Below are 16,009 nucleotides of genomic sequence, written 5' to 3'. Positions count from 1 at the left end.
GCTCCCGCACCTGCGGAGAGCCCGGGCACGAGGCGCACCGGAGCGGCCCCGACGCGCCCCACCCACCCCGGGAGGAAAAGAGGACGCGCCACAACGGAGCCGCACCGCGGCGGCATGGCAGGGTGAGGGGAACGATCACGCGCGGCGACCCCGGAGGCCCCCGTGGACCAAGTCGTGCTGCTGCTCGCGCTCCTGCTCGGGGCCGTTGTCACCGTGCCGCTGGGAGAGCGGCTCGATCTGCCCGCCCCCGTGCTGATGACCCTCGCCGGCGCGGGCGTCGCGTTTCTGCCGTTCGCGCCGACCGTCGACGTGCCGCCCGAGTTCATCCTCCCGCTGGTGCTGCCGCCGCTGCTCTACGCCTCCGTGCAGCGCACCTCCTGGCGGCAGTTCGCCGCCAATGTGCGGCCGATCCTGCTGCTCGCCGTCGCCCTGGTCTTCGTCACCACGGGCGTGGTCGCGGCCGTCGTCCACTCGATCGTCCCCGGGCTGCCGCTCGCCGCCGCCGTCGCGCTCGGCGCGCTCGTCGCCCCGCCCGATCCGGTCGCGGCGACCGCGGTGGCCGGGCGGCTCGGGCTGCCCCGGCGGCTGGTGTCGATTCTGGAGGGGGAGGGGCTGTTCAACGATGTCACGGCGATCGTGCTGTACCACGTGGCGATCGCCGCGGCCGTGAGCGGCACCTTCTCCTGGCCCGCCGCGGCCGGGCAGCTCGTGCTCTCGGCCGTGGTCGCCGTGGCGGTGGGCTTGGCGCTGGGCTGGCTCTCCAACCGGCTGATGGCGTTTCTGGGGGACGCCACCCTCCAGGTCGGCCTCTCGCTGATGGTGCCGTTCGTGAGCTACGTCCTGGCGGAGGAGCTGCACGGCTCGGGGGTGCTCGCGGTGCTCACCACCGCGCTCTTCCTCGCCGAGCACACCGCCGACGCCGACGATGTGATGGGGCGGCTGGCCGGCAACACCTTCTGGGAGATCATCGACACCCTGGTGACCGGGGTCGCCTTCGGGCTGATCGGTCTGGAGCTCCACAATGTCTTCGGCACCGAGGACGGGCGGCTGGGCGAGCTGCTGGGGTGGGGCGCCGCGATCACGGGTGTGGTCGTGGGGGTGCGGCTGCTGTGGCTGCTGCCCGCCACCTGGCTGGCGAAGCGGCTGCACACCCGGCGGGATTACGACGAGGACATCCCGGTGAGCTGGCGGGAGACCGTCGTGATGTGGTGGTCGGGGATGCGCGGGGTAGCCTCCGTCGCGCTGGCGCTGGCGATTCCGCTGACGACGGAGAGCGGTGAGCCCTTCCCGGCGCGCGACGAGATCGTCTTCATCGCCTTTGTGGTGATTCTGACCACGCTGGTGCTCCAGGGGCTCACCCTGCCGTGGCTGGTCCGGCGGCTCGGGGTGACGGCGGACACCGACGCCGAGCGGGAGCTGGAGCGCAGTCTGGCGCTGCGGGCGGCGCGGGCGGCCCGGCACCGGCTGCGGGAGATCGAGGAGGTGGAGGAGCTGCCGGAGGAGGTGAGCGAGCGGCTGCTGCGGGGGGCGTACGAGGTGGGGGCGAGGATCAGCCCGGACATCATCGACGAGGACCGGCGCGACTGGTACGCCAGGCGGACCGAGCGGGCGCGCACGGTGCGGCGGATCCAGAAGGAGATGATGTCCGCCGCCCGTCACGAGGTGCTGTCGGCCCGCAGCGAGCCGGGGGCCGACCCGGAGGTGGTGGACCGGGTGCTGCGGCATCTGGACGTACGCAGCCTGCACTGATCCGGGGGGTGCGGCGCGTACCGCCGGGACCCGTGCGGACCGCTCGTAGGATCCGGGCATGGCGCGCACCGTGGTGATCAGCGGCGGGGGAACCGGTATCGGACTCGCGGCGGCGGAGACCTTCGCCGCCGAGGGGGCGCGCGTGGTGCTGCTGGGGCGCCGGGAGGAGGTCCTGGCGCGGGCCGCCGGGCGGATCCCCGGGGCCGGGTTCCTCGCCGTCGATCTGAGCGAGCCGCGCGCGGTGCGGCGGGCCGCCGTTTTTCTGGAGCGGGAGTACGGGACCGTCGATGTGCTGGTCCACAGCGCGGGCGGCAACGGCGCCCTGGAGGAGCGCGGCGACTTCGGTGAGCCGCTGGAGACCGTCGCCCACGACTGGACGGTGAACTTCCGGCTGAACACGCTGACGGCGGTGCTGCTCACCGAGGCGCTCCGGGACCATCTGGCGACCCCCGGCGGCCGGGTGCTCTTTCTGAGCTCGATCGCGGCCCGGCGGGGCACCGGTGTGGCGGCCTACGCGGCGTCGAAGGCCGCGCTCCACCCGTACGCCTTCCGGCTCGCCCGTGAGCTGGGGCCGCGCGGGATCACCGTGAATGTGGTGGCGCCCGGTCTGGTCGAGGAGACCGGTTTCTTCGGTGGTGAGCCCTTCCCCGAGGACCGGCTGCGCGCCCGGATCGCGGAGACCGCGACCGGGCGCGTCGGCCGGCCGGGGGATGTGGCGCAGACGCTGCGCTGGCTGGCGTCATCGGCCGCCGGGCATATCACCGCACAGATTGTGCAGGTCAATGGTGGGGCGGAGCGCGGTATCTGAGATTCAGCCCCGGCCGGTGCGGATGATGGGGGCGGGTTTGGCCGGCGGACCCGCCGGTTCCGCCGCAGGAGCCGTGGCGATCTTCGGCAGGGCGTACGGGTGGTGCTCGTGCAGCCAGCCGATCAGCTGCTCGCGGACCGCGCACCGCACCGTCCAGATGTCGTCCGCGTCCTTGGCCGTGACCACGGCCCTGACCAGGATGGTGGACGGGGTGGTGTCGGTCACCGCGAGGGACCAGTCGCGGCCGTCCCAGGCGGGGCACTCCCGTACGACGTCGTGGAGCTTGGCGCGCAGTTCGGCCACCGGGGCCGAGTGGTCCAGATGGAGGAAGACGGTTCCGGTCATCTGCACCCCGCCGCGCGACCAGTTCTCGAACGGCTTGCTGGTGAAGTAGGAGACCGGCATGGTGATCCGGCGTTCGTCCCAGGTCCGGACGGCGAGGAAGGTGAGGGTGATCTCCTCGACCGTGCCCCATTCGCCGTCCACGACCACGGTGTCGCCGATCCGGACCATGTCGCCGAAGGCGATCTGGAATCCGGCGAAGAGGTTGCCCAGGGTCGACTGGGCGGCGACACCGGCGACGATGCCCAGCACACCGGCGGAGGCCAGCATCGAGGTGCCGACGGTGCGCATGGCCGGGAAGGTGAGCAGCATCGCGGAGACCGCGACCACTCCGACGACGGCGATGACCACCCGCTGGATCAGGGTGACCTGGGTGCGCACCCGGCGGACCCGGGCCGGGTCACGGGTGGCGGCGGCGTAGCGGGCGTAGGTCGACTCCACCACGGCCGTGGCGATCTTGACGACGAGCCAGGCGGACGCTCCGATCAGCACCAGGGTCAGGGTCCGGGTGACGCCCGAGTGGTGCTCCTCGACGGCCGCGATCTCCGCCCGCCGGTAGGTGCCCTCCAGCAGCGCGGTGAACAGCACCACCTGCAGCGGGAGGCGGCAGCGCCGCAGCATTCTCCACAGCGGGGTCTCCGGGTGCCGGTTGTCGGCACGGCGGAGCAGCAGGTCGACGAGCCATCCCACGAGCAGCGTGAGGACGACCGAGCCGCCGATGACGATCAAGGGGCGCAGCACGTTCTCCATGGTTACGAACGTAACCTGGCTTCATGGACATCATGCTTCTCCATTCGACCTTTGGTCTCCGCCCGGCTGTGAGGGCCGCTGCCGAACGTCTCGAAACCGCAGGTCACAAGGTGTGGACACCTGATCTGTTCGAGGGCAGGACATTTGAGACCGTCGAGGAGGGCCTGGCGTACAAGGACGAGATCGGCAAGGACGAGCTGCTGAAGCGGGCCGTCCTGGCGGTGGCCCCCTACTCCGAGCGGGGGCTGGTGTACGCGGGGTTCTCGCTCGGCGCCTCCATCGCCCAGACGCTGGCCCTCGGTGACGAGCGGGCCCGCGGTCTGCTGCTGATGCACGGCACCTCGGACATCGCGGAGAACGCCGCCGTGGACGAGCTGCCCGTACAGCTGCATGTCGCCGATCCGGATCCGTTCGAGCCGCACGACTGGCTGACCGCCTGGTATCTGGGCATGGGACGGACGGGGGCCGATGTGGAGGTCTACCGCTATCCCGGGGCCGGCCATCTCTTCACCGACCCGGAGCTGCCTGATTACGACAAGGACTCCGCGGAGACGGCCTGGCGGGTGGCGCTCGGCTTCCTGGAGACGCTGGAGGCTTAGGCCGTCTCTTACGGATCCTGCCGGGCGCGGGCGGGCGGCCTCCCGGGGCCCGCCCGCCCGTTTCCGTACGGATCAGCCCTTCAGAGCCTTGTCGATCGCCGTATTGAACTCGGCCACGGTGGCCGGGGCGTACTTCGAGTCCGCACCCGTGATGGTCTTGCCGTCCATCCGGAGCGCGGGTGTGGCGCCGACACCGCTCTTGTCGAACGCCGCGGACATCTTCATCGCCCAGGCGTCGAAGGTGCCCTTCTCGACGTTCTTCTCGAACGCGGCGTTGTCCTTCAGGGCCTCGACCGAGTCGGCGACCTTCAGCAGATACGAGTCGTCCGCGAAGCTGTCCTTGCCCTCCTGGGGGTGGAACTTCTTCGAGTAGAGCGCCGCCTTGAAGTCGGTGAACGCCTCGGGGCTGACGTCGGCCGCGGCGCCGAGGGCGCTGAGCGCGTTCTTCGAGCCCTCGCCGCCGTTGTTGTCCAGGAAGGTCGCGCCGACGAACCGCAGCTTGTACTTGCCCGCCGCGACATCCTTCTCGATGGTCTCGCCGAGCTGCTGCTCGAAGCTCGCGCAGCTGGGGCAGCGCGGGTCCTCGTAGACCTCCAGGGTCTTCTTCGCCTCCGGCTTGCCGATCACCAGGGTGGTGCCGTCGGTGCCCTCGGTGTTCTTCGGCGTGGTGATGTTCTTGGCGTTCTTCGCCTCTTCCCAGTGGGTGGGCTCGTTCGCCTGCATCACGGCGAAGGCGATGCCGCCGGCGAGGGCCAGCACCGCGGCGGTCGAGCCGATGACGACGAGCTGGCGGCGGGTCTTCTCCTTCTTGGCCTGCCGCTCGCGCTCGATCCGCAGCCGCTCGCGGGCCGCCGCCTTGTTCGCCTTGTTGTTGCGTGCGCTCATGGTGATTCACTCCGGGAAATATCAGGTCGGGAGGGTGGGGGAGGGGAAAGCACGGGTGCGGCGGGGCGCGGCAGCGCCCGGAGCCGGGGTGCGGGCCGCCGGGGCCGGCGCGCGGGCGGGGTACGGGTGTGGAGGTGCCGGGTCCGGTTGTCCGGGGCGGTACGGCTCACACGCTCCCGCTGAGGCGGACGGAGGTGTCGCGGCTCAGATCGCGCGGGCGGCGGCGGTGCGGGGGAAGCCCGCGGGCGGGCCGCGGCGGCCCATCGAGTGGACCAGCAGCCGGGTGCGGGAGACGGCGTACCGGCAGGCGGTGCGCGCCGCGCGCCGGAGCGGCCGGGGAGCGGCGCAGACCGCGGCGAAGGCCAGCAGCAGCGGCCGGAACGCGGCCGAGCTCACCGAGCGCAGGAGTGCGGCCAGCGCGGACTCGCCCTGCCACAGCCAGGCGGAGGCCAGCAGCCCGACGCCGATGTGCCCGGCCAGCAGCAGCCAGGGCAGCAGCGCCGGATCGGCGCCGGCGGCCGGCAGCAGGGTCTGTTCGGCCGCGGGCACCCCGGCGAGCTGTCCGCCGACGCCGCCGCAGAGCACATCGAGCCCCAGCGCCCGCAGCGAACCGGTGACCGGTCCGCCGCCGGGGCCGTAACAGATCTCCTGGCCCGCCGTGAAGACGGTGTCGGCGGCCAGCTCCAGCGGCACGAGAAGACTCGCGATCCGCCAGAAGCCGCGCTCCCGGCCGCCGAGGGCGTACGCGACGGCGAAGACACCCGCGGTCAGGGCCGCGACGGTGGTCCAGGGCAGCGGGGACCGGGAGAGCAGCACATGCGAGGCGGCGGACAGCGTCACGACCAGAGCCGTGAAGATCGCCGCCCGCACCGCGCGGAACTGCATTCCCGAAACGTCCATTGCCTGCGAGTGTGCCATGCGTGCGTGAGAGCGGGCTTAAAGAACCCCGCTCAGAGCCCCGGTATCCGGCCGTTGCGGAAGAGATCCACGAAGATCCGGTGGTCCTCCCGGGCCCGGGCGCCGTAGGCGTGGGCGAAGTCCACCAGCAGCTCCGCGAAACCGGCGCCGTCGTCGCCGTCCGCCGCGAGCGCCGCGTCGATGGCCCGCTCGGTGGAGAACGGCACCAGCGAGTGCCCGCTCTGATCGTCCGCCGCGCCGTGCATGGTGGCCGCGGCCCGGCCGAGATCGGCGACCACCGCCGCGATCCGGTCCAGGTCGTCGATGTCCGACCAGTCGAGATCCACCGCGTACGGGGAGACCTCGGCGACCAGCTGCCCGGCGCCGTCCAGCTCCGTCCACCCCAGCCAGGGATCGGCGTGGTCCTGGAGCGCGCGCTGGGAGATCACGGTGCGGTGGCCCTCGTGCCGGAAGTACTCCCGGACCGCCCGGTCGCCGATGTGCCGGGAGACCGACGGGGTCTGCGCCTGCTTCATGTAGATCACGACGTCGTTCTCCAGGGCGTCGCTGTTGCCCTCCAGGAGAATGTTGTACGAGGGCAGTCCGGCGGAGCCGATCCCGATGCCGCGTCTGCCGACCACATCCTTGACCCGGTAGGAGTCGGGCCTGGCCAGACTCGACTCCGGCAGGGTCTCCAGATAGCCGTCGAAGGCCGCCAGCACCTTGTACCGGGCCGCCGCGTCCAGCTCGATCGAGCTGCCGCCGGAGGTGAAGCGGCGCTCGGAGTCGCGGATCTCCGTCATCGAGTCCAGCAGCGCGAACCGGGTCCGCGCGCGGGCCGCCCGCAGGGCGTCCAGCAGCGGTCCCTCGGCGGTGTCCAGGGTGAAGGACGGAATCTCGTCCTCCTTGGCCCCCGCGGCCAGGGCGTGGATGCGCTCCCGGTAGGCGTCGGCACAGATCCGCACCAGCTCGCTGATCTGGTCGTCGCTGAACGCCTTGGCGTAGCCGATCAGGGCCAGTGACGCGGCCAGCCGCTTGAGATCCCAGGTGAAGGGCCCGACGTACGCCTCGTCGAAATCGTTGACATTGAAGATCAGCCGGCCGTTGGAATCCATGTAGGTGCCGAAATTCTCGGCGTGGAGATCGCCGTGGATCCACACCCGGCTGGTGCGCTCGTCCAGATACGGACCGCTCTGTATCGCCCCGTCCGCCCGCCCGGCGTGCTCCTCTTCGAGATCCCGGTAGAAGAGGCAGGCGGTGCCCCGGTAGAAGGCGAACGCCGAGCCCGCCATCTTCCGGAACTTGACCCGGAAGGCGGCCGGATCGGCGGCCAGGAGCTCACCGAAGGCGGCCTGGAAGACGGCGAGGATCTGCTCGCCGCGCTCATCGGCCGTGACCTCGGCGGGGTGTGCTGGCGACATCGCTGGGAGCCTCCTGGTGCAAGGGCGGGAAGAGTCCCGGCGGACGGCCGGGAAGTGCGGGCTCTTCAGCCCGTCCAACGCCCGAAGGTAGCGTGAAGTGCCCGCCGGGCCGACGCCGGGAGTGCCTGCGGGGAACACGCGCGGGCGCGTCCGGAGCTCTCTCTACCATGCCCGCGCGCCCTCGGCCGCCCCGTCCGGTTCCGCTTCCGCCGGCCCCCGCGGAAGCCGTCGCGCTGTCGGTCCCAAGTCGTAGACTTCCGAGCTGTCCCCCCAGACACTCCGCCCGCCCGGCGTCACCCGTTCCCCTGGAGGCCACCGCCGTGACCAAGCCCCCGTTCACGCATCTTCATGTGCACACTCAGTACTCGCTGCTGGACGGTGCGGCGCGGCTGAAGGACATGTTCGCCGCGTGCAATGAGATGGGCATGTCGCACATCGCGATGACGGACCACGGCAATCTCCACGGCGCGTATGACTTCTTCCACACGGCGAAGAAGGCGGGCGTCACCCCGATCATCGGTATCGAGGCGTATGTGGCCCCGGAGTCGCGGCGCAACAAGCGGAAGATCAAGTGGGGACAGCCGCACCAGAAGCGGGACGATGTCTCGGGTTCGGGTGGTTACACCCACAAGACGATCTGGGCGGCGAACAAAACGGGTCTGCACAACCTCTTCCGGCTCTCCTCGGACGCGTATGCGGAGGGGTGGCTCCAGAAGTGGCCGCGGATGGACAAGGAGACCATCTCGCAGTGGTCGGAGGGGCTGATCGCCTCCACCGGCTGCCCCTCGGGCGAGCTCCAGACCCGGCTGCGGCTCGGCCAGTTCGACGAGGCCCTCCAGGCCGCCTCGGATTACCAGGACATCTTCGGCAAGGACCGGTATTTCCTGGAGCTGATGGATCACGGCATCGAGATCGAGCGCCGGGTGCGGGACGGGCTGCTGGAGGTCGGCAAGAAGCTCGGCATCCCGCCGCTGGTCACCAACGACTCCCACTACACCTACCCCAATGAGGCGCCCGCCCACGACGCCCTGCTCTGCATCCAGACGGGCAAGAACATCTCCGACCCGGACCGCTTCCGGTTCGACGGCACGGGCTACTACCTGAAGTCCACCGACGAGATGTACGCGGTGGACTCCTCGGACGCCTGGCAGGAGGGGTGCCGCAACACCCTGCTGGTCGCGCAGCAGATCGACACCGCCGGCATGTTCCAGGCCCGGAATCTGATGCCGAAGTTCGAGATCCCCGAGGGCTACACCGAGATCACCTGGTTCCAGGAGGAGGTCCGGGTGGGCATGGAGCGCCGGTTCCCGGCCGGTGTGCCCGAGGACCGCCAGCGCCAGGCGGAGTACGAGATGGACGTCATCATCAAGATGGGGTTCCCGGGCTACTTCCTGGTGGTCGCCGACTTCATCATGTGGGCGAAGAACCAGGGCATCGCGGTGGGCCCCGGCCGCGGCTCGGCGGCCGGCTCGATCGTCTCGTACGCCATGGGCATCACCGACCTCGACCCGATCGAGCACGGACTGATCTTCGAGCGGTTCCTCAACCCCGAGCGCGTCTCCATGCCCGATGTCGACATCGACTTCGACGAGCGCAGGCGCGTCGAGGTGATCCGGTATGTGACCGAGAAGTACGGCGCCGACAAGGTCGCCATGATCGGCACCTACGGAAAGATCAAGGCGAAGAACGCCATCAAGGACTCCGCCCGGGTGCTCGGCTACCCGTACGCGATGGGCGACCGGCTCACCAAGGCCATGCCCGCCGATGTCCTCGGCAAGGGAATCGACCTCTCCGGCATCACCGATCCCAAGCACCCGCGCTACAGCGAGGCCGGCGAGATCCGGGGGATGTACGAGAACGAACCGGATGTGAAGAAGGTCATCGACACCGCCAAGGGCGTCGAGGGCCTGGTGCGGCAGATGGGTGTGCACGCCGCCGGCGTGATCATGTCCAGCGAGACCATCACCGACCACGCCCCGGTCTGGGTCCGGCACACCGACGGGGTGACCATCACCCAGTGGGACTACCCGCAGTGCGAGTCGCTCGGTCTGCTGAAGATGGACTTCCTCGGCCTGCGCAACCTCACGATCATGGACGACGCCATCAAGATGGTGAAGTCCAACAAGGGCGTCGATCTGGAGATGCTGGCGCTTCCGCTGGACGATCCCACGACGTACGAGCTGCTCTGCCGGGGTGACACGCTCGGTGTCTTCCAGTTCGACGGCGGCCCGATGCGCTCGCTGCTGCGGCTGATGAAGCCCGACAACTTCGAGGACATTTCCGCCGTGTCGGCCCTGTACCGGCCGGGCCCGATGGGAATGAACTCCCACACGAACTACGCGCTGCGAAAGAACAAGCAGCAGGAGATCACCCCGATCCATCCGGAGCTGGAGGAGCCGCTCAAGGAGGTTCTGGATGTCACCCACGGCCTGATCGTCTACCAGGAGCAGGTGCAGAAGGCCGCGCAGATCATCGCGGGTTACTCCCTGGGCGAGGCCGACATCCTCCGCCGCGTGATGGGCAAGAAGAAGCCCGAGGAGCTGGCCGCCAACTTCACGATCTTCCAGGCGGGCGCCCGGAAGAACAAATACTCGGACGAGGCGATCCAGGCCCTCTGGGACGTCCTGGTGCCGTTCGCCGGATACGCCTTCAACAAGGCCCACTCCTCCGCGTACGGCCTGGTCACCTACTGGACCGCCTATCTCAAGGCGAACCACCCCGCCGAGTACATGGCGGCGCTGCTGACCTCGGTGAAGGACGACAAGGACAAGTCGGCCGTCTATCTGAACGAGTGCCGCCGCATGGGCATCAAGGTGCTCCCGCCCAATGTGAACGAGTCGCAGTCGAACTTCGCCGCCCAGGGCGACGACGTGATCCTCTTCGGCCTCTCCGCGATCCGCAATGTCGGCACCAATGTCGTCGAGTCGATCATCCGGAGCCGCAAGGCCAAGGGGAAGTACAGCTCCTTCCCCGACTTCCTGGACAAGGTCGAGGCGGTGGTCTGCAACAAGCGGACCGTGGAGTCGCTGATCAAGGCGGGCGCCTTCGACGAGATGGGCCACACCCGCAAGGGCCTGGTCGCCCACCACGAACCGATGATCGACAATGTGGTCGCGGTCAAGCGCAAGGAGGCGGAGGGGCAGTTCGACCTCTTCGGCGGCATGGGCGACGAGGGCGCCTCCGACGAGCCGGGCTTCGGGCTCGATGTGGAGTTCTCCGACATCGAGTGGGAGAAGTCCTATCTGCTCGCCCAGGAGCGGGAAATGCTCGGGCTCTATGTCTCCGACCATCCGCTCTTCGGTATCGAGCACGTCCTCACCGACAAGGCGGACGCGGCCATCGCCCAGCTCACCGGCGGTGAGCACGGCGACGGCGCGGTCGTCACCATCGGCGGCATCATCTCCGGCCTCCAGCGGAAGATGACCAAGCAGGGCAATGCCTGGGCCATCGCCACGGTCGAGGACCTGGCCGGCTCCATCGAATGCATGTTCTTCCCGGCCACCTATCAGCTGGTCTCCACCCAGCTGGTCGAGGACACCGTGGTCTTCGTCAAGGGCCGGCTCGACAAGCGCGAGGACGTGCCCCGGCTGGTCGCCATGGAGCTGATGGTTCCGGATCTCTCGTCGGCGGGCACCAACGCCCCCGTCGTCGTCACCATCCCCACCGTCAAGGTCACGCCGCCGATGGTCACCCGGCTCGGCGAGATTCTCAGTCACCACACCGGGGACACCGAGGTCCGGATCAAGCTCCAGGGTCCCCGCAGCACCACGGTCCTGCGGCTCGACCGGCACCGGGTCCGCCCCGATCCGGCACTCTTCGGCGATCTGAAGGTGCTGCTCGGACCGGCCTGTCTGGCGGGCTGAGCCCGCGGGAGACCCCAGCGCACCCGGCAGGAGGGGGCGCGCCCGTCGTCACGGGCGCGCCCCCTCCTGCTCTGTGTGTACCGGCGGGTGCCGCCGGGTCAGTTGTGGCCGAAGCGCCGCTGGTGCTTACGGGCAACATCCGCCGGGCTGCCCTGTGCCTGCGACTGAGGCTGGGCCGTGTCCTCGAAAGAGGTGGACTTCGAGTCCTGACGGCCGCGCTCGGCCGGGGACGAGCGGTCCTGCTGATGACTACTGCCCTTGCGGTTCTTGTTCTTGGCCATGGTGTGCCTCCATCGGGTTTTAGGGGCCAGGGCCGCGACCAGACTCACATATGGGACGATGTGTTGCATTTTGGATCATTGCCGTGGGTAAACGGCCCTTGTCGCAGGGGTTGACAGGGGTTCCGCCACGCCGATGATCGAGTTCCGGCCGTTAAGCCACACGCGGTCGGGCAGACTCGAAGGAAACCCGGAACAATCCCCGGTCCGGAGCCTTCCCGTCGCCCGTCTGTGCTTCCGGGCCTCTCGGATTCTCCAGTTCTCCCAGTTCGTCCCGGAATTCAAGATCTTTTATCAAGACCCTTTCAAGATCTAATACATCCATACGATGAAATATCGGAAAGAGGGTGGAGCGCGTGGACCGCTGCGTTGTGCTGGTGGACGCCGGCTATCTGCTCGGTGCCGCCGCGAGCCTGCTCGCCGGGGAACCGGCGCGTTCCCGGATCGCCGTCGACCACGCCGCCCTCATCCAGGGCCTGCGCGAACTGGCCGAGGCCGATACCGAGCGCCCCCTGCTGCGCATCTACTGGTTCGACGGCGCCCCCGACCGCGTACCCCAGCCCGAGCACCGGAGGCTGCGGGTGATGCCCAGGGTCACCGTCCGGCTCGGGGCGCTGACCCGCAGCGACGGGCGATGGGCGCAGAAGGGGGTGGACGCCGCCATGCATGCCGAACTGACCGAGCTGGCCAGAAACCGCGCCTGCTCCGATGTGGTCCTGGTGACCGGTGACGGGGATCTGCTCCCCGGGCTGATGTCCGCCAAGGAACACGGTGTCGCCGTCCATCTCTGGGCCGTCCAGGCCGCCGACGGCGACTACAACCAGTCGGAGGATCTGGTCGCCGAGGCCGACGAGCGCCGGGTGCTGGACCGGGCCTGGATCACCACCGCCGTACGGGCCAAGGAGGTCGGCGCGGTCTGCGCGCCGCCCCCGGTGCCGCGCCCCGAGATCGCCGCCATCCTCTCCGCCCCGCTCCCCGAGTCGGCGCTCGCCGCCGCCCAGAACTCCCCGCCCGAACCGGCGCGCAACGGCGGCCGGCCCGCCGCCGCCGGCGGTGTCGAGACCGTCTCCGTGCCCTCCGCCCCCAAGGGCGTGCCCACGCCCAAGGACTTGGCCGGCCTGCGCGCCCCCGGCCCGCACGCCCCCCAGCACCCGGCCAGTGCCACCCTGCGCTGGTCGTCGGACAAGGGCTGGATCGAACGGCCGGGCGCCGGTGCGCTCGGTGAGCCTGCGGAGACCGCGTCGCTGCCCACCCTCGCCCAGCTCACCAGCGCCGAACAGCGCTGGGCGGACCGGGAGGAGGACATCACCACCGTCGGCGGCGACCCTTTCGAGGTCGGCCAGGTGTTCGCCCGCCGCTGGATGGAACGGCTCCCGGAGACCGGGCACGTACAGAAACTCTCCACAATGTATCCACGAATCCCTCACCGAATTGATGGAGAATTGCTCCGTTACGCGGCACGTTTCGGTCTTCTCGCACACAAGGACGACCAGATCGACGAACATGACCGCTATGCGATCAGAGCCGGGTTCTGGCGGGAGATCGATGTACGAGCGGCCGCGGAGCACGCCCCGGCCGGGGAGTAGTACGGACGACCCCGTACCCTCGTACCTCGTGAGTACGGTGTGCGTGGTGCGGCGACTGGTCAAGACGTATCCGGCCGCGCGTGCCCGCCGGGGGGTGCCCGCGACCCCCGAGGTGCGGGCGACGGACGGCATCAGCCTGGAGGTCCGGGGCGGCGAGATCTTCGGCCTGCTCGGCCCCAACGGCGCCGGCAAGTCCACCCTCGTCCGCCAGCTGACCGGGCTGATGCGCCCCGACTCGGGCAGCGTCGAGGTGCTCGGACACGACCTCGTGCGCCACCCGGAGCGCGCCGCGCGGCTGATCGGCTATCTCGGCCAGGAATCCACCGCGCTCGACGAGCTCACCGTCGCCCTCGCCGCCGAGACCACCGGCCGTCTCCGCGGCCTCACCACCCGCGACGCCCGCGCCGAACGGGACGCCGTACTGGAGGAGCTGGGCCTGACCGAGCTCGCCGGACGCCCGCTGAAGAAGCTCTCCGGGGGCCAGCGCCGGCTCGCCTGCTTCGCCGCCACCCTGGTCGGCGAACGCCCGCTGCTCGTCCTGGACGAACCCACGGCGGGGATGGACCCGGTCGCGCGCCGGGCGGTGTGGAGCGCGGTCGACCGGCGGCGGGCCGAGCACGGCACCACCGTCCTGCTGGTCACCCACAATGTGATCGAGGCCGAAACGGTCCTCGACCGGGTCGCCGTGCTGGAGAAGGGCCGCGTCATCGCCTGTGACACCCCCGGCGGCCTGAAGGAACGGATCGCGAGCGAGGTGCGTGTGGAGCTGCTGTGGCGTGAACGAGCGCCCCTGGAAGTGCCGGAGGTCGCCGCGCTGCGCGAGTCGGCACAGGAGTCGGGGCGCCGCTGGGTGCTCCGGCTCGCACCGGACGAGGCGCGCGCCGCGGTCGCCGCGGTGACGGGCGGCGCGGCGTTCGCGGCGCTCGACGACTTCACGCTGACGACGCCCAGCCTGGAGGACGTGTACTTGGCGCTCGGGGGGAACGCGACGAAGGGGCTGGTCAAAGCGTGAGCATCGTGCCCATGGAGGTGGTCTCCGGACAGCCTCGCATCGAGGAGAGGGAACGGCTCGCGACCGAGCCCGCGCCGCTCGCGCCGCGCGCCCGGCTGCTGCCGGCGCTCGGCGCGGTCTACCGCGCACAGCTCTCCCGCGCCCGGGTCGCCCGGATCCCGCTGCTCTTCGTCGCCACCTTCCAGTCGATCGGGATCATGGTCCTGATGCGCGGGGTCGTGGACGGGGGAGCGGAGGCGCGGGCCGTCGTCGCGGGCTCCACCGTGCTCGTCGTCGCCTTCGTCGCGCTCAATCTGCTCGCCCAGTACTTCGGCGGGCTGCGGGCCAGCGGCGGACTCGACCACTACGCCACCCTCCCCGTGCCGCCCGCGGCCGTGGTCCTGGGCGCGGCGGGGGCGTACGCCTCCTTCACCGTGCCCGGCACGGTCATCACGGCGGTCGCGGGCAGTGTCCTCTTCTCGCTGCCGCTCACCCATCTCTGGGTGCTGGTGGCGGTGGTCCCGCTCTCCGGGGCGGCGCTCGCCGGCCTCGGCGCGGCCCTCGGCCTGCTCGCACCCCGCCAGGAACTCGCCACCCTCCTCGGTCAGCTGGGCATGTCGGCGGCGCTGCTCCTCGGCGTGCTCCCGGCCTCGCGGATGCCGGAGCCGATCTCCTGGGCGCGTGATCTGCTGCCGTCCACCTACGGTGTGGAGGCGCTGGCCGAGACCTTCGACCGGCATCCCGACTGGGCGTCGGTCGCCCTCGATCTCACCGTCTGCGCGGTGGTCGGCGTCCTCGCGCTGGCCGCCGCGACCTGGGCGTACCGGCGGGCCGCGGTCCGATGAGGCGCGGTCCGCGCGCGCCTGGCACGATGGCGGGGTGACCGCACCGCTGACTCCTCCCGCCCAGCCGCAACAGCCACATGGCTCGTCGGACGAAGGCGCCCCGTGGCCGGCCCCGGCACCCGGGCCCCGGCACCGGGGATCCGGTGATCCGGAGCTGCGCGCCGATCTCCGGGACGGCGCGCTGGTGACGCTGGCCGTGGGGGTCTCGGGCGTACTCTTCGCCCTGCTCTGGTCCTGGCTGGCGCCGCGCGTCTCGCTGATCTCCGACGGCAAGGCCGTCTTCGTCCGCAACACCGAGGGCGAACAGGCGGTGGGCGCGGACGGCACCTTCGGCCTGCTGGCGCTGGGCTTCGGCGTGCTGAGCGCCGCGGCGGTGTTCTGGTTCCGCCGCCGAGGGGGCGTTCCGCTGGTGGCCGGGCTGGCCCTCGGCGGGGTCGTCGCCTCGCTGCTGGCCTGGCGCATCGGAATCTGGCTGGGCCCGCCGGAGGACCTGGTCGCCCACGCGAAGTCGGTGGGGGCGGGGGTGCCCTTCGAGGGGCCCCTGAAGCTTTCGGCGAAGGGGATGCTGCTGGGGTGGTCGCTGGCGGCGATGGCGGTGCACCTGGGTCTGACCGCGGCGTTCGGGCCGCGCGACCCGGAGCCGGAGCCGCCGGCGCTCTGGGACGCGCCGCCGCCCCGGCCCTGACCCGGTCCGCGCGGCGCGTGCCCTCTCCGGGGCGCTGCCCCGTCCCCGGCGCCTCAATCGCCGGCGAGGCTGAGTTTGTGCGCCCTCGCCCCGGGTGCTGGTGCCTTTGCGGGGCTCCGCCCCGGACCCGGCGCGGCTGCCTCCGGCGGAGCCGAATCTTGGGCGCCCTCGCCCCGGGTGCGGATGTCTTTCCGGGGCTCCGCCCCGGGCCCGGCGCCTCAAACGCCGGCGGGGCTGATTTTTGGCGCCCTTGTTCGCGGGTGCGGGTCGGTGGGTGGACGGTGAGGTGTCGTTGCTTGTGTTGTTCGGG

General features: G+C 70.6%; 13 protein-coding genes. 8 read left to right on the top strand and 5 right to left on the bottom strand.

Annotated features, from left to right (window positions below):
* The first annotated feature begins 162 nt into the window (after window positions 1-162).
* The gene (locus AAFN69_RS33950; protein WP_347732788.1) at window positions 163-1,749 is read left to right on the top strand and encodes a Na+/H+ antiporter; all 1,587 of its coding nucleotides are present in this window, start codon (window positions 163-165) and stop codon (window positions 1,747-1,749) included.
* 58 nt (window positions 1,750-1,807) lie between these two features.
* Window positions 1,808-2,557 carry an SDR family oxidoreductase gene (locus tag AAFN69_RS33945; RefSeq protein WP_347732787.1) on the top strand — a complete coding sequence of 250 codons (750 nt, stop codon included), beginning with the start codon at window positions 1,808-1,810 and terminating at the stop codon, window positions 2,555-2,557.
* Between the two features lie 3 nt (window positions 2,558-2,560).
* Here AAFN69_RS33945 and AAFN69_RS33940 read toward each other — a convergent pair whose 3' ends face one another.
* Window positions 2,561-3,649 carry a mechanosensitive ion channel domain-containing protein gene (locus AAFN69_RS33940; RefSeq protein ID WP_347732786.1) on the bottom strand — a complete coding sequence of 363 codons (1,089 nt, stop codon included), beginning with the start codon at window positions 3,647-3,649 and terminating at the stop codon, window positions 2,561-2,563.
* Between the two features lie 23 nt (window positions 3,650-3,672).
* Here AAFN69_RS33940 and AAFN69_RS33935 point away from each other — a divergent pair, with 23 nt between their 5' ends.
* The gene (locus AAFN69_RS33935) at window positions 3,673-4,248 is read left to right on the top strand and encodes a dienelactone hydrolase family protein (RefSeq protein ID WP_347732785.1); all 576 of its coding nucleotides are present in this window, start codon (window positions 3,673-3,675) and stop codon (window positions 4,246-4,248) included.
* A gap of 72 nt (window positions 4,249-4,320) precedes the next feature.
* Here the strand turns inward: AAFN69_RS33935 and AAFN69_RS33930 are convergent, their stop codons facing one another.
* From AAFN69_RS33930 to AAFN69_RS33920, 3 genes are all read right to left on the bottom strand, one after another.
* Window positions 4,321-5,133: a DsbA family protein gene (locus AAFN69_RS33930; protein ID WP_347732784.1), complete on the bottom strand. Its 813-nt coding sequence runs from the start codon at window positions 5,131-5,133 to the stop codon at window positions 4,321-4,323.
* Between the two features lie 204 nt (window positions 5,134-5,337).
* A complete protein-coding gene (locus AAFN69_RS33925; RefSeq protein ID WP_347732783.1) occupies window positions 5,338-6,033 on the bottom strand; it encodes a hypothetical protein in 696 nt (231 codons plus the stop codon).
* Between the two features lie 50 nt (window positions 6,034-6,083).
* Window positions 6,084-7,451, bottom strand: coding sequence for a DUF2252 domain-containing protein (locus tag AAFN69_RS33920; protein ID WP_347732782.1), 1,368 nt, complete (start codon window positions 7,449-7,451; stop codon window positions 6,084-6,086).
* Window positions 7,452-7,771: 320 nt separating this feature from the next.
* On the opposite strand from AAFN69_RS33920, the gene dnaE reads away from it, so the two are divergent.
* On the top strand, window positions 7,772-11,314 hold the full coding sequence (gene dnaE / locus AAFN69_RS33915; protein ID WP_347732781.1) for a DNA polymerase III subunit alpha: 3,543 nt from the start codon (window positions 7,772-7,774) through the stop codon (window positions 11,312-11,314).
* A gap of 98 nt (window positions 11,315-11,412) precedes the next feature.
* Here the strand turns inward: dnaE and AAFN69_RS33910 are convergent, their stop codons facing one another.
* Window positions 11,413-11,595: a hypothetical protein gene (locus AAFN69_RS33910; RefSeq protein ID WP_347732780.1), complete on the bottom strand. Its 183-nt coding sequence runs from the start codon at window positions 11,593-11,595 to the stop codon at window positions 11,413-11,415.
* Window positions 11,596-11,939: 344 nt separating this feature from the next.
* On the opposite strand from AAFN69_RS33910, the gene AAFN69_RS33905 reads away from it, so the two are divergent.
* From AAFN69_RS33905 to AAFN69_RS33890, 4 genes are read left to right on the top strand one after another with little or no spacing between them, the layout of a single operon-like run.
* On the top strand, window positions 11,940-13,178 hold the full coding sequence (locus AAFN69_RS33905; RefSeq protein WP_347732779.1) for an NYN domain-containing protein: 1,239 nt from the start codon (window positions 11,940-11,942) through the stop codon (window positions 13,176-13,178).
* A 46-nt stretch (window positions 13,179-13,224) separates the two neighbouring features.
* The gene (locus AAFN69_RS33900; protein ID WP_347732815.1) at window positions 13,225-14,190 is read left to right on the top strand and encodes an ABC transporter ATP-binding protein; all 966 of its coding nucleotides are present in this window, start codon (window positions 13,225-13,227) and stop codon (window positions 14,188-14,190) included.
* An 11-nt stretch (window positions 14,191-14,201) separates the two neighbouring features.
* Window positions 14,202-15,014, top strand: a complete 813-nt coding sequence (locus AAFN69_RS33895) for an ABC transporter permease (protein ID WP_347732814.1) — start codon at window positions 14,202-14,204, stop codon at window positions 15,012-15,014.
* A 34-nt stretch (window positions 15,015-15,048) separates the two neighbouring features.
* A complete protein-coding gene (locus AAFN69_RS33890; protein WP_347732778.1) occupies window positions 15,049-15,699 on the top strand; it encodes a DUF2567 domain-containing protein in 651 nt (216 codons plus the stop codon).
* The last annotated feature ends 310 nt before the right edge of the window (window positions 15,700-16,009 follow it).

This window comes from Streptomyces sp. CAU 1734, from assembly GCF_039888735.1.
Lineage (GTDB): Bacteria > Actinomycetota > Actinomycetes > Streptomycetales > Streptomycetaceae > Streptomyces.
The sequence above is the reverse complement of the archived record's forward strand: the minus strand, read 5'-3'. Positions and strand labels throughout refer to the sequence as shown.